This window comes from Clavibacter sp. CT19 (genome assembly GCF_027858075.1).
GTDB lineage: Bacteria > Actinomycetota > Actinomycetes > Actinomycetales > Microbacteriaceae > Clavibacter > Clavibacter tessellarius_A.
The window spans coordinates 118,353-131,340 of record NZ_JAQHYR010000002.1 but is presented as its reverse complement, the minus strand read 5'-3'; the positions used below and the strand labels follow the sequence as shown (position 1 = coordinate 131,340).

Annotated in this window: 14 protein-coding genes and 1 tRNA gene; 11 read left to right on the top strand and 4 right to left on the bottom strand. The window is 73.3% G+C overall.

What is annotated here, in order from left to right:
- The first annotated feature begins 227 nt into the window (after window positions 1-227).
- The 3 genes from PED38_RS02820 to PED38_RS02810 are packed head-to-tail and all read left to right on the top strand — an operon-like array spanning window position 228 to window position 2,870.
- Complete coding sequence (locus PED38_RS02820) at window positions 228-1,175, top strand: MetQ/NlpA family ABC transporter substrate-binding protein (RefSeq protein WP_270979624.1); 948 nt, start codon at window positions 228-230, stop codon at window positions 1,173-1,175.
- On the top strand, window positions 1,172-2,209 hold the full coding sequence (locus PED38_RS02815; RefSeq protein ID WP_063072532.1) for a methionine ABC transporter ATP-binding protein: 1,038 nt from the start codon (window positions 1,172-1,174) through the stop codon (window positions 2,207-2,209). Before PED38_RS02820 ends, PED38_RS02815 begins: the two co-directional genes overlap by 4 nt.
- A 1-nt stretch (window position 2,210) precedes the next feature.
- On the top strand, window positions 2,211-2,870 hold the full coding sequence (locus tag PED38_RS02810) for a methionine ABC transporter permease (protein WP_270979621.1): 660 nt from the start codon (window positions 2,211-2,213) through the stop codon (window positions 2,868-2,870).
- 47 nt (window positions 2,871-2,917) lie between these two features.
- Here PED38_RS02810 and PED38_RS02805 read toward each other — a convergent pair whose 3' ends face one another.
- Entirely contained in the window at window positions 2,918-3,814 is an 897-nt protein-coding gene (locus PED38_RS02805) for a LysR family transcriptional regulator ArgP (protein ID WP_081235127.1), read from the bottom strand.
- A 69-nt stretch (window positions 3,815-3,883) separates the two neighbouring features.
- On the opposite strand from PED38_RS02805, the gene PED38_RS02800 reads away from it, so the two are divergent.
- From PED38_RS02800 to PED38_RS02790, 3 genes are read left to right on the top strand one after another with little or no spacing between them, the layout of a single operon-like run.
- Window positions 3,884-4,684 (top strand): LysE/ArgO family amino acid transporter, encoded by an 801-nt coding sequence (locus tag PED38_RS02800; RefSeq protein WP_333720432.1) that lies wholly within the window; start codon window positions 3,884-3,886, stop codon window positions 4,682-4,684.
- Window positions 4,685-4,686: 2 nt separating this feature from the next.
- The gene (locus PED38_RS02795; RefSeq protein WP_270979618.1) at window positions 4,687-5,694 is read left to right on the top strand and encodes an LLM class flavin-dependent oxidoreductase; all 1,008 of its coding nucleotides are present in this window, start codon (window positions 4,687-4,689) and stop codon (window positions 5,692-5,694) included.
- Between the two features lie 7 nt (window positions 5,695-5,701).
- The gene (locus PED38_RS02790) at window positions 5,702-6,058 is read left to right on the top strand and encodes a TraR/DksA family transcriptional regulator (protein WP_270979616.1); all 357 of its coding nucleotides are present in this window, start codon (window positions 5,702-5,704) and stop codon (window positions 6,056-6,058) included.
- A gap of 21 nt (window positions 6,059-6,079) precedes the next feature.
- Here the strand turns inward: PED38_RS02790 and PED38_RS02785 are convergent, their stop codons facing one another.
- Complete coding sequence (locus PED38_RS02785; protein WP_063072536.1) at window positions 6,080-6,583, bottom strand: MarR family winged helix-turn-helix transcriptional regulator; 504 nt, start codon at window positions 6,581-6,583, stop codon at window positions 6,080-6,082.
- A 100-nt stretch (window positions 6,584-6,683) separates the two neighbouring features.
- On the opposite strand from PED38_RS02785, the gene PED38_RS02780 reads away from it, so the two are divergent.
- The 4 genes from PED38_RS02780 to PED38_RS02765 all read left to right on the top strand — a co-directional run bounded on the left by PED38_RS02780 (window position 6,684) and on the right by PED38_RS02765 (window position 10,326).
- Window positions 6,684-7,544 (top strand): HEAT repeat domain-containing protein, encoded by an 861-nt coding sequence (locus PED38_RS02780; RefSeq protein WP_270979614.1) that lies wholly within the window; start codon window positions 6,684-6,686, stop codon window positions 7,542-7,544.
- Window positions 7,545-7,665: 121 nt separating this feature from the next.
- Window positions 7,666-7,737 (top strand) — tRNA-Gln (locus PED38_RS02775).
- Between the two features lie 51 nt (window positions 7,738-7,788).
- The gene (gene glmU, locus PED38_RS02770) at window positions 7,789-9,315 is read left to right on the top strand and encodes a bifunctional UDP-N-acetylglucosamine diphosphorylase/glucosamine-1-phosphate N-acetyltransferase GlmU (protein ID WP_081235129.1); all 1,527 of its coding nucleotides are present in this window, start codon (window positions 7,789-7,791) and stop codon (window positions 9,313-9,315) included.
- Window positions 9,316-9,348: 33 nt separating this feature from the next.
- Window positions 9,349-10,326, top strand: coding sequence for a ribose-phosphate diphosphokinase (locus tag PED38_RS02765; RefSeq protein ID WP_063072537.1), 978 nt, complete (start codon window positions 9,349-9,351; stop codon window positions 10,324-10,326).
- Between the two features lie 49 nt (window positions 10,327-10,375).
- On the opposite strand, the gene PED38_RS02760 is transcribed toward PED38_RS02765, so the two are convergent.
- The gene (locus PED38_RS02760; protein ID WP_063072538.1) at window positions 10,376-10,750 is read right to left on the bottom strand and encodes a hypothetical protein; all 375 of its coding nucleotides are present in this window, start codon (window positions 10,748-10,750) and stop codon (window positions 10,376-10,378) included.
- A gap of 158 nt (window positions 10,751-10,908) precedes the next feature.
- On the opposite strand from PED38_RS02760, the gene PED38_RS02755 reads away from it, so the two are divergent.
- Window positions 10,909-11,352 (top strand): hypothetical protein, encoded by a 444-nt coding sequence (locus PED38_RS02755; protein WP_131798141.1) that lies wholly within the window; start codon window positions 10,909-10,911, stop codon window positions 11,350-11,352.
- A gap of 70 nt (window positions 11,353-11,422) precedes the next feature.
- Here the strand turns inward: PED38_RS02755 and gndA are convergent, their stop codons facing one another.
- Entirely contained in the window at window positions 11,423-12,877 is a 1,455-nt protein-coding gene (gndA, locus tag PED38_RS02750; RefSeq protein WP_063072540.1) for an NADP-dependent phosphogluconate dehydrogenase, read from the bottom strand.
- Window positions 12,878-12,988: the final 111 nt, after the last annotated feature.

Here is a 12,988-nt window from a genome sequence, read left to right as displayed (position 1 = left end):
CGGCGACCGGCCACGGGCGGCGTCCCCGCTCCCCGCGAGGCGCGCGTCGTCCGCTGCCGCCGCGGCGTCGTGGCCCGCGCCCGTGCGGGACCGCGCTCCCGCACGCCGCCGACCGACCGCATCCGCACGCCCGCATCCGCACGCCCGCAGCAGCACCCGCACCACGCACCCCCGCCGGACAGCACCGGCACCCGCAGCCCCGCACCGCGCACCACCGAGAGGACCCCATGACCACCCCGGCATCGCCCACCCCGGCACCCCTGATCGACGCCCCGAAGCGGCGCAACCGGCTCGCCATCGCGATCGTGGGCGTCATCGTGGTCCTCGCGGTCGTCGGATCCGTCCTCTTCGCGACGGGCGCCTTCTCCGGCGGCGGCAAGGCCGTCCGCATCGGCGTCGTCGGCGCGAGCGACCCGCAGTGGCCGCTCTTCGTCGACGCCGCGAAGGAGCAGGGCATCGACGTGGAGATCGTGAACTTCTCCGAGTACCCGCAGCTGAACCCCGCGCTGTCCGAGGGCGAGATCGACCTCAACCAGTTCCAGCACCTCGTCTACCTCGCGCAGTACAACGAGGGCGCGGGCGACGACCTCACGCCCGTCGGCGCCACCGCGATCTACCCGCTCGGGCTGTACTCGCAGAAGCACGGCTCGGTCGACGAGATCCCGCGGGGCGGCACGGTCATCCTCCCCAACGACGAGTCCAACCTCGCGCGCGGCCTCCTCCTGCTCCAGCGCGAGGGCCTGCTGACGCTGAAGGGCGGCGGATCCAGCGTCTCCACGCTCGACGACGTCGACCAGGCCGCCTCGAAGGTCACCGTCAAGACGGTCGAGGCCGCGCTCACCGCCACCTCGCTGCCGGACGCCGACGCCGTCATCATCAACAACGACTTCATCACGGACGCGGGCCTCACCGCCGACGACGCCCTCGCCCAGGACGACCCCAGCGACCCCAAGGCGCTCGCGTACGTCAACGTCTTCGCCAGCCGGGCCGACGACGCGACGAACGAGACGTACGTCAAGCTCGCGCGGATCTTCGAGGACACCCCCGCGGTGATCGACGCCCTGGTCGCGAACTCGGGCGGCACGGCGGTGCCGCTGAAGACCCCGCAGGCCGAGCTGCAGGACCTCCTCACCACCACCGAGAAGGCCGTCGCCGACCAGAAGGCGGCTCGATGACGGACGCCCCGCACGTCTCCCTGCGGGGCGTCGGCAAGACCTACCCGCCGCGCGCGAAGGGCGAGCCGGGCCTCGCCGCCCTCGCGGACGTCGACCTCGACATCCGCCGCGGCGAGGTGTTCGGCATCATCGGCTACTCCGGCGCGGGCAAGAGCACGCTGGTGCGGCTCGTGAACGCGCTCGAGCGGCCGACGTCCGGAACGGTCGCGGTCGACGGCCGCGAGATCCAGGACCTACCCGAGCGCGAGCTGCGGAAGCTGCGCCTCGGCATCGGCATGGTCTTCCAGCAGTTCAACCTCTTCACGTCGAAGACGGTCTGGGGCAACGTCGCGTACCCGCTGCAGGTCGCGGGCATGCCGCGCGACGCGCAGCAGCGGCGGATCAGCGACCTCCTGCACTTCGTCGGCCTCGCCGACAAGGCGCACGCGCGCACCGACGAGCTCTCCGGCGGCCAGAAGCAGCGCGTCGGGATCGCCCGCGCGCTCGCGACGAGCCCCGCGATCCTCCTGGCCGACGAGGCCACGAGCGCGCTCGATCCCGAGACCACCGGCGAGGTGCTCGCGCTCCTCCGCCGCGTCAACGAGGAGCTCGGCGTGACGATCGTGGTGATCACCCACGAGATGGAGGTCATCAAGTCCATCGCCGACCGCGTGGCCGTCATGGACTCGGGCCGCGTGATCGAGCAGGGCGAGGTCTTCGACGTGTTCTCCCGGCCCGCGAGCGACGCCGCGCGTCGCTTCGTCTCCACGGTCGTCGCGGGCGTGCCCGAGCCGGAGGAGGTGGCGCGGCTCCGCGACCGGCACCCCGGCCGCCTCGTCACGCTGTCCTTCGCGGACGGCGGCGCCACCCAGACCGAGGTGTTCCGCGCGCTCGCCGAGGCGGGCGTCGCGTTCGAGGTCGTGCACGGCGGCATCACCGACGTCCAGGGCCGCACCTTCGGCAACCTGACCCTGGCGCTCACGGGCGACGCCCCGCGCATCGACGAGGTGCTCGCCGCCGACCGGGCCGGCGTCACCGTGACGGAGGTGGTCTGAGATGGACGCGCTCACCCCGCTCCTGCCCCTGCTCGGCCGCTCCACGGTCGAGACGCTCACGATGGTGCTGCTCACGCTCCTGTTCGGCGGCCTCGGCGGGCTCATCATGGGCCTCGGCCTCTACCTCACGCGCGCGGGCAGCCTGCTCGCCAACCGGCCCGTGTTCGCGGTGCTCAACGTGGTCGTCAACACCTTCCGCCCCATCCCGTTCGTGATCTTCCTGGTCGCCGCCCAGCCCCTCGCCCGCGCCGTCACGGGCAGCGGCATCGGGCAGCCGGCCGTGATCTTCACGCTGTCGCTCGGGGCGTCGTTCGCGATCAGCCGCATCGTGGAGCAGAACCTGCTCACGGTGCAGCCGGGCGTGATCGAGGCGGCCCGGTCGGTGGGCGCGAGCCCCGTGCGGATCATCTTCACGCTGCTGCTCCCGGAGGCGCTCGGGCCGCTGATCCTCGGCTACACGTTCGTCTTCGTGGGCATCGTCGACATGACGGCGGTCGCGGGCGCGGTCGGCGGCGGCGGCCTCGGCGACTTCGCGATCGTCTACGGCTACCGGCAGTTCGAACCGGTCGTCACCTGGGCGGCCGTGCTGATCATCATCGTGCTCGTGCAGGTGGTGCAGCTCTTCGGCAACCGGCTGGCCCGGGCGGCGCTCCGGCGCTGATCCGGCGCCCGCCCGCCCGGCCGGCACGACCCGCGGCCGCCCGCTCGCTACCGGAGCGACGCGGCCGCGGCCCGCACGTGCCGGGTGAGGTCGGCGAGCACGGGGGAGTCGACGCTCCACCGCTGCCAGTGCAGCGCCACGTCCACGTGGGATCCCGCGTCGAGCGGCACGAGCGCACCCGACGCGACGAGCTCCTCGCTCTGCAGGTCCGGCAGCATGCCCCAGCCCATGCCGAGCGTGACGGCCGTGACGAACTCCGCCGACGACGGCACGTAGTGGCGCGGCTGGCCGGCGGGCGCGCGCCGGCCGCGGAGCCAGCGGTCCTGCATCGCGTCCTTGCGGTCGAACATGACGAGCGGCGCGACCGCCAGCGCGCCGGGCGTCGGGCCGTCGGGGAGGTGCGCGGCGACGTAGGCCGGGGTCGCGAGCGCGCGATACCGCATCCGGCCGAGGCGCTCCGAGGTGCAGCCCTGCACGGGGTCCTTCACGCTCGTGACCGCGGCCATGGCGGATCCGTCGCGCAGCAGGTCGAGGGAGTGGTGCTCGTCCTCGCGCAGCACCTCCACGGCCTGGCCGGTCTCGGTCGCGAGCGCCGCGAACGCGGGCAGCAGCCACGAGGCGAGCGAGTCGCCGTTGACGACCACGGGCACGGCCGCGGTGCCGGCGCGGGGCGCGTCCGACCCGCCCACGCCGAGCAGCCCGTCGAGGTCGCGTTCGAGCAGCAGCACCTGGCGCGCGTGCCGGAGCACGGCGTCGCCCGCCTCCGTGGTGGTCGCGGGGCGCGTGCGGCGCAGGAGGACGCGGCCGGCGCTGCGCTCGAGCGCCGTGATCCGCTGGCTCACCGCGGAGGGCGTCAGCCGCAGCGCGCGGGCGGCCGCGTCGAGCGTGCCGGTGTCGATGACGGCGGCCAGCGTGCGCAGGTGCTCGGTGCGGATGTCCATCATCAGCGATGCTAACGGTGCCTGAGGAACATGAGCTGGTCTGATGCGCGGCCCGCACCTACCGTGGTCCTCATGCACCCCCTCGCGCACGCGCTGTCCGGCTTCGGGCTCGGCTTCTCGCTCATCGCCGCGATCGGCGCGCAGAACGCGTTCCTCCTCCGGCAGGGCACCCGGCGCGAGCACCTGCTGCCGGTCGTGCTCATCTGCGCGGTCTCCGACGTGATCCTCATCGCCCTCGGGGTGAGCGGGATCGGCGCGCTCATCGAGGCGGCGCCCCTCGCGATCGTCGTGATCCGGGTCCTCGGCGCCTGCTTCCTCGCGGGCTACGCGGCGCTCTCCGTCCTCCGCGCCGCGGCGCCGCAGGGCCTGGCGATCGCGGCCTCCGCGCCCCGCTCGCTCGGCGCCGTCGTCGCCGCGTGCCTGGCGCTCACCTGGCTGAACCCGCACGTGTACCTCGACACGGTGCTCCTCGTCGGATCCGTCGCCGCCGGCCACGGCGACGGCCGCTGGGCCTTCGGCGCGGGCGCGATGGTCGCCAGCTGCGTCTGGTTCGCGCTCCTCGCGACCGCCGCGCGCGTCTTCGCGCCCGTGCTCGCGCGGCCGGCCGCGTGGCGCGTGCTGGACACCGTGATCGCCGGGGTGATGCTCGTGCTCGCCGTGCAGATCCTGCTGCCGCTCGTGCCGGCCGGGCCGGGGGAGGGCACGCGGATCCTCCTCGCGACCGCCGTCTGCGCGCTGCTCGCGGGCGTCGTCGCGGCGTGGTCGACCGCGCGGCGGAAGCGGCGCGCGGTGGCGACGCCGCCCGCGGACGCGCCCGCCGTCCCCGCTCCCGACGAGCTCGGAACAGTCGAGGCCCCCGCGCTGTTGAGATGAGCATGACCGTCCCGCTCTCCATCCTCGACCTCGCCCCCATCGCCCCCGGGGAGACGGCCCGCGACAGCTTCGCCGCCTCCGTCGCCCTCGCCCAGCAGGCCGAGCGGAGCGGGTACCGCCGCGTCTGGTACGCGGAGCACCACAACATGGCCACCATCGCGTCGAGCGCGACGAGCGTGCTCATCGCCCACGTCGCGAGCCAGACGTCCACCATCCGGCTCGGCTCCGGCGGCGTCATGCTCCCGAACCACTCGCCGCTCGCCATCGCCGAGCAGTTCGGAACGCTCGAGACGCTGCACCCGGGCCGCATCGACCTCGGCCTCGGCCGCGCCCCCGGCAGCGACCAGGCCACCTTCCGCGCCCTCCGCCGCGACCCGGGATCGTCCGACCGCTTCCCCGAGGACGTCGTCGAGCTGCAGGGCTTCCTCTCCGGCGAGAGCCAGGTCCCCGGCGTCTCCGCGACGCCCGGCGCGGGCACGCGCGTGCCCCTCTACATCCTCGGGTCCTCGCTGTTCGGCGCGCAGCTCGCCGCCGCCCTCGGCCTGCCGTACGCCTTCGCGTCGCACTTCGCTCCCGACGCCCTCCTCGAGGCGATCCGCATCTACCGCCGCGACTTCCGCCCGTCCGAGCAGCTCCAGGAGCCGTACGCGATCGCGGGCATCAACGCCATCGCGGCCGACGACCGCGCCGACGCCGAGCGCCAGTTCGCCGCCGTCCGACGCGCGCGCCTGATGATGCTGCTCCGCCAGAGCGGCCAGATCCCGGCCACGCAGACCTTCACCGACGACGAGCTCGACCGCCTCCTCGAGGCCCCGGTCGGCGCGCACGTCGCCAGCATGATGACCTACACCGGCATCGGCACGGGCGCCGAGGTGTCCGACTACGCGAACCGGTTCGCGGAGCAGGCCGGGGTCGACGAGGTCATCGTCGGTCACGCCTCGCAGCGCACGCCCGAGCGCCTCCGCTCGGTCGAGCTGATGGCGGACGCGCACGCCCTCGTCGCCGCGTAGGGGCCCGGTGCCCGATGACGCCGCGCCGGCACCGCCGGATCCGCGCGCGGCCCTCGCCGCGCTGCGGGCCGACACGCTCGCGCTGATCCGCGAGCTCGACCGCGATGTGGCGGCCATCGTCGAGGCGCGCCAGGACGCCAACTCCGACGACGAGCACGACCCCGAGGGCGCGACCCTCGCGTTCGCGCGCTCGCAGTCCGACGCGATGATCCGCGAGGCCCGCGTGCGCCTCGCGGACGTCGACGCCGCGGTCGCCCGCCTCGACGCGGGCGCCTACGGCCGCTGCGAGGTCTGCGGCGAGCCGATCCCGGCGGGCCGGCTGGAGATCCGCCCGGCCGCGCGCCGCTGCGTCGCGCACGCCTGAGCGCGCGCCACGAGGTGCCGCTCAGGCCCCGTCGTCGTCGAAGTCGAGGATGAGCTGCCGCAGCAGCCCCGCGAGCACGTCCCGGTCGCCCGCCGCCATCGTCTCCAGCAGCTCGGCCTCCTCGGCCACGAGCCGCGTGATCGCGGTGTCGACCCGCGAGCGCCCCGCGTCCGACATGACGACGAGGATCCCGCGCCCGTCGTGCGGGTCCGTCCGCCGCTCCACGAGCCCCCGCGCCACGAGCCGGTCGATCCGGTTCGTCATCGTGCCGGAGGAGACGAGCGTCTGCTGCAGGAGCGCCTTCGGGCTCAGCTGGTAGGGATCACCCGCCCGCCGGAGCGCGGACAGCACGTCGAACTCCCACGACTCGAGCTCCGACTCCTGGAACGCGGAGCGCCGTGCGCGCTCGAGCAGCCGCGACAGCCGGCCGACCCGCGAGAGCACCTCGAGCGGGGAGAAGTCGAGGTCGGGCCGCTCGCGCCGCCACGCGTCGACGATGCGGTCGACCTCGTCGCGGCTGGGCATCCCCCCATCATGCCGGTCCCGGCACTCGCGCCCGCGCCGCCGGCGCACCCGCGGGGGAGGGGCTGCTCCTCCCGCGTCGTCGGCTGCCATCCTGTCGCCCATGTCGCCGAGCGGATCCCCCGACCAGCCCTCCCGCCCCACCGAGCCGACCACCGCCCCCGCGGCGCTGGTCGCCGCGCTCGCGGATCCCGACCGCGACGTCCGGCAGGAGGCGGCGCTCGCCCTCGGGGAGCGGGCGGACGAGGCGACCCTCGGCGCGGTGCTGGAGCGGCTCTGGGCCGAGCCCGACTTCTTCGTCCGCGAGACCCTCACCTGGGCCGTGGCCCGCGTCGGCGCGCCCGCGATCCCCGGCGTGCGCCAGGCGCTCGGCGCCGACCGGAGCAGCGGGGTGCGCACGCAGGCGCTGCACGTCCTGAGCAAGATCGCGCATCCGTCGACGGTCGACGACCTCGTGCCGCTCATCGACGACGCGGACGAGGCCGTCGCCGCGAAGGCGCGCTGGGCCCTCGCGCGGATCGGCGACGCCCGCGCGGTACCGCTCGTCGCCGCGCACCTCGGGGCGGCGGACGCGGAGGCGCGGAACGCGCTCACCGACGTCCTCGCGGCGTTCGGATCAACCGCCGTGCCGACGCTCGTCGTGGCCCTCGGGGACGCGCGGTCGGTGGTGCGCGCGCAGGCCGCGGAGGCCCTGGGGCGCATCGGGAGCCCGGATGCGGATCCGGCCGTGGCGGCGCTCGGCTCGGCCGCGGAGGACGCCGACGCCGAGGCGGCCGTGTCGGCCCTCATGGCGCTGGGGGCGATCGACGGGGAGGACGCACGGGCCGCCATCCAGCGCGCCACGTCCGCCGAGGACCTGCGGATCCGCGCGGTGGCCGAGCGTCTCGCGGCCCGACCGCCGCGGCGGTCCCGCCTCGAGGAGGCCCGGGCCGCGCGGGCCGCGCGCCTCGCCCGCGAGGGCTGAGCCGAGCGCATCCCGGGGCCGCGCGGGCACGGCGTCCGCCCCCGCGCGCCGTCTCCGACCCGGCGGACCGCATCACCCCCGTCTGGCAGACTCGACCTGCGCACGGCCGGGCCGTGAGCGGTCCGCCTTGGTGTAACGGCAGCACTTCAGCCTTTGGAGCTGTGAGGTCCAGGTTCGAATCCTGGGGGCGGAGCGACGCCATCCGGCCGCGCCGGACAGACGCAGAGCAGATCAGGGAGAGCGCATGACCGACTCAGACAGCACGCCGAGGACCCGCGAGATCCCCATCGTGACGGGCGAGCTCGACGTGGACGGCGAGCCGCGCAGCCCCTCCATCGCCGTCGTGATCCTCGCGGCCGGCCAGGGCACCCGCATGCGCTCGCGCCTCCCCAAGGTCCTGCACCGCCTCGCCGGCCTGCCGCTCGTCGGCCACGTGCTCGCGACGGCCGAGGAGCTGGGCGCGCGCCACATCGTCACGGTGGTCCGCCACGAGCGCGACCAGGTGGTCGAGGTCGTGCGGGAGCTGTCCCCCCAGGCCCTCGTCGTCGACCAGGACGAGATCCCCGGCACCGGCCGCGCGGTCGAGATGGGCATCACCGCCCTGCCCGACGGCTTCACGGGCCAGGTCGTCGTGCTGTCCGGCGACGTGCCCCTGCTCGACGCCGCGACGCTGCGCTCGCTCGTCTCCGCGCATCGCCAGGCGCGCAACGACCTCACGCTCCTCACCGCCCGCCTGCAGGACCCGACCGGCAACGGCCGCATCATCCGCGGCCAGGACGGCGCGTTCGAGGCCATCGTCGAGCAGAAGGACGCGACCGGCGAGCAGCTCCGCATCGACGAGGTCAACGCCGGCGTCTACGTCTTCGACGCCGAGGCGCTCCGGCAGACCCTTGGCGCCATCGGCACCGAGAACGCGCAGCACGAGAAGTACCTCACCGACGCGGCCGACGTGATCCGCCGCGCGGGCGGCGCCATCGAGGCCCTGCCCGTGCGCGACAGCTGGCTCGTCGCCGGCATCAACGACCGCGTGCAGCTCACGGCCGCGGCCACCGAGCTGAACGCGCGCATCATCCGCCGCTGGCAGCTCGCGGGCGCGACCATCGAGGACCCGCGCACCACCTGGATCGACGTGAAGGCGACGCTCGCCGCCGACGTCACGATCCTCCCGGGCACGCAGATCCTAGGCGCCTCCACGGTCGCGACGGGCGCCACCGTCGGCCCCGACACCACGCTCCGCGACACCGAGGTGGGGGAGGACGCGGTGGTCCGCCGCACGGACGCGCAGCTCGCGGTCATCGGCGCCCGCGCCACGGTCGGCCCGTTCTCCTTCCTGCGCCCCGGCACGCGCCTCGGCGACGACGGCAAGATCGGCGCGTACGTCGAGACGAAGAACGTCGAGATCGGCGAGCACAGCAAGGTCCCGCACCTCAGCTACGTCGGCGACGCGACCATCGGCGCGCACACGAACATCGGCGCGGGGGCGGTCTTCGCCAACTACGACGGGCACGCCAAGCACCACACGGAGGTGGGCGACCACGTGCACCTCGGCTCGCGGAACGTCCTCGTCGCACCGGTTAGGATCGGTACCGGCTCCTACACGGGTGCCGGTGCCGTCATCCGCAAGGACGTCCCGCCCGGCGCACTCGGCATCTCGGTGGCGCCGCAACGCAACATGGTCGGCTGGACCGAGGCCAAGCGACCGGGCACCCCCGAGGCCCGGGCCGCCGTCGAGGCCGCCGACGGGCGGGAGGACGACGCGTCCGACGCCTGAGAACACCGAGCAGCACTGACGAAACGGAGTCCCGTGTCCGCAATCAAGACTGCTGGTGAGAAGCGGCTCGTGATCGTCACCGGTCGAGCCCACCCCGAGCTCGCCGAGCAGATCGCGGAGGAGCTCGAGACGACCCTCGTGCACACGGACGCGCGGACCTTCGCCAACGGCGAGCTCTACATCCGGTACGACGAGAGCGTGCGCGGCAGCGACGCGTTCGTCATCCAGTCGCACACGGCGCCCATCAACGAGTGGCTCATGGAGCAGCTCATCATGGTGGATGCGATGAAGCGCGCCTCCGCCAAGCGCATCACGGTGGTCGCGCCCTTCTACCCCTACGCGCGTCAGGACAAGAAGGGCCGCGGCCGCGAGCCCATCTCCGCCCGCCTCGTCGCCGACCTGTTCAAGGCCGCGGGCGCCGACCGCATCATGTCGGTCGACCTGCACGCCGCGCAGATCCAGGGCTTCTTCGACGGCCCCGTCGACCACCTCTTCGCGATGCCCGTGCTCCTCGAGCACATGCGCTCCGTGCTCGACTCCAAGACCCTCACGGTCGTGTCGCCCGACATGGGCCGCGTGCGCGTCGCCGACATCTGGAGCGACAAGCTCGGCGCCCCGCTCGCCATCATCCACAAGCGCCGCGACCCGAAGGTGCACAACCAGGTCACCGTGCACGAGATCGTCGGCGACGTCGCCGGCCGGGTGTGCCTCCTGGTGGACGACCTCATCGACACCGGCCGCACCATCGTCTCGGCTGCCGAGGCGCTGAAGAAGAACGGCGCCACGGGCGTCGTGGTCGCGGCCACGCACGCGGTCTTCTCCGACCCGGCCACGCAGATCCTGAACAGCCCGCACATCGACTCGGTCGTGGTCACGGACTCGCTCCCGATCCCGCAGGAGAAGCGCTGGGACAAGCTCACGGTGCTGCCCATCGCGCCGCTGCTGGCCCGCGCGATCCACGAGGTGTTCGACGACGGATCCGTCACGAGCATGTTCGACGGCGCGGCCTAGGAATCCAGCGCCGGACCCCGGTGCGCCGCCCGCGCGGGCGGCTCCCGGATCAGTCCCGCGAGTTCCGCTCCACGACCTCGCGCGCGACGCGTCCCGAGGGGATGACCCCGAGCGAGACGATGTGCTCGTCGCCGCCGAACGCGTACTTCGTGTAGCACTCGTAGCCCACGACGCCGGGGCCGAACAGCTGGAACCGCACCTCGTACGAGGGGGAGTCGGGCCGCTCGAACTGCACGAAGTCGGCGCACGCCATGTCGGCCGTGCTCGCGCCGACGCGCACCATGGTGACGGCGCCGGGGAGCAGCAGGCTCACGATCCCGACCACGACGACGACCCGCATCACCAGCAGCGTCCGCTTGCTGCGCAGGCTCCGCGGGCCGTGCGGCTCGTAGCCGGCCAGCTCCGGGTGCTCGTCGTCGTCCATCCCGTCCAGTCTGACAGAGGCCCGCAGCCGAGCGGATGCCGCGCTGGGTGCTCACGTGTGAGGCATCCGCGCGTGGAGGGCGGGGGCGCGCATACGCTGCCGGCGACCGCGGCGCACGGTCCGCGGTCTCCCTCGACGAGGACGGAAGGACGAGAGCGATGAGGAATGCCATGCGCGCGGCGGCGATGATGCCGGCCGCGCTGCTCACGATCGGGCTGGGGGTGACGGGTGCGGTGATGGGCCCGGCGACCGCCGCGAATGCACAGCCCAACTACCGCGTGTGCGGGGTCTTCAACTCCGCGAAGGGCGGCAACTACGGCACCGGTCTGGTGGCGAAGATCTACAAGGACGACGAGAACAACGAGACGTGCTCCCAGAAGATCGACTTCATGCGCGCCTACTACGACCAGGCCTACCCCACGTCGAGCGGCCGCCTCTCCTTCGTCATGGTGACGTGCGAGGTCTTCAGCACCCGGGTGGGGGCGGAAGGGGGGTCGGACCTCTGCTACGACATGGACGTCAACCTGATCTACAAGTACACCTCGAAGTACGACGCCAAGTACCCGGGCGGTGCCGCGGGCGTCTCCTTCTGGCACAGGTGAGCGTCCCCTGACGTGCGCGAGCCCGCCGGTCCTCGACCGGCGGGCTCGTGCATGTCACGGGGTGGTGCGCCTAGTGCGTGTCCTCCGCCTCGACCTCGGAGCGGTCGCCGGACCACAGCGTGTGGAAGGTGCCCTCCCTGTCGGTGCGGTGGTACGTGTGCGCGCCGAAGAAGTCGCGCTGGCCCTGGACGAGCGCGGCGGGCAGGCGCTCGGAGGCGAGCGAGTCGTAGTAGCTGAGCGCCGACGCGAAGCCGGGCACCGGGATCCCGGACAGCGCGGCGACCGAGACGACCCGGCGCCACGCCTGCTCGCCGTCGGCGACGGCCTTCGCGAAGTACGGGTCCTCGAGCAGCGTCGCGAGACCCGAGTCCTTCTCGTACGCCTCGACGATGCGGTTGAGGAACTGCGCGCGGATGATGCAGCCGCCGCGCCAGATCTCCGCGACCTTGCCCTTGTCGATGTCCCAGCCGTACTCCTTCGCGCCCGCGATGATCGCGTCGAAGCCCTGCGCGTACGCGACGACCTTGCTCGCGTAGAGCGCGGCGCGCACGTCGTCCTCGAAGGTGTCGCCGCCGGACTGGATATCCGGACGGCTCGTGATGGTGGCCTGCACGGCCTTCCGCTGCTCGGGCTTGGAGGACACGGCGCGCGCGAACACGGCCTCCGCGATCCCGCCGACCGGCACGCCGAGGCCCACCGAGTTCTGCACCGTCCAGACGCCCGTGCCCTTCGATCCGGCCTGGTCGACGATGACGTCGACGAGCGGCTTCCCGGTCGACGCGTCCGTCTGGCGGAGCACCTCGGCGGTGATCTCGATGAGGTACGACTCGAGGTCGCCCCCGTTCCACTCCTCGAACACGTCCGCGATGGCGTCCGGCTCGTGGCCGCCCACGCGGCGGAGGAGGTCGAACGACTCGGCGATGAGCTGCATGTCGGCGTACTCGATGCCGTTGTGGATCATCTTCACGAAGTGGCCGGCGCCGTCGGTGCCGATGTGGGTCACGCAGGGCTTCCCCTCCGCGACCGCGGCGATCGACTCGAGGATGGGGCCGAGCGTCTCGTACGCCTCGGCCGTGCCGCCGGGCATGATGCTCGGGCCCTTGAGCGCGCCCTCCTCGCCGCCGGAGATGCCGGCGCCGACGAAGTGGAGGCCCTTCGCGCGGACCTCCTTCTCGCGGCGGATCGTGTCGGTGAACAGCGCGTTGCCGCCGTCGACGATGATGTCGCCCTCCTCGAACGCCTCGGTCAGCTGCTCGATGACGGCGTCGGTGCCGCGTCCGGCCTTGACCATGATGATCGCGGTACGGGGCCGCTGGAGCGACGCCGCGAACTCCTCGATCGTGGTGGCGGCGACGAAGCCGGCCTCGGGATGCTCCTCGACGAGGTCGGTGGTCTTCTGGGTGGTGCGGTTGTACACGGCGACCGTGTTGCCCTCGCGGCTCGCGAGGTTGCGGGCGAGGTTCGACCCCATCACCGCGAGTCCCACCACGCCGATGTTGGCCGTGCCCTGCTGGTCATCTGACATCTGATGCCTCCTTGTCGACAGTCGTGCTCAGGCTACTCGCGGGCCCCCGACCGTCAGCGGGACGTCGGGGAGCGTCTCGTAGGATGGACGGGCGCTCCACAGTGGGTGCGC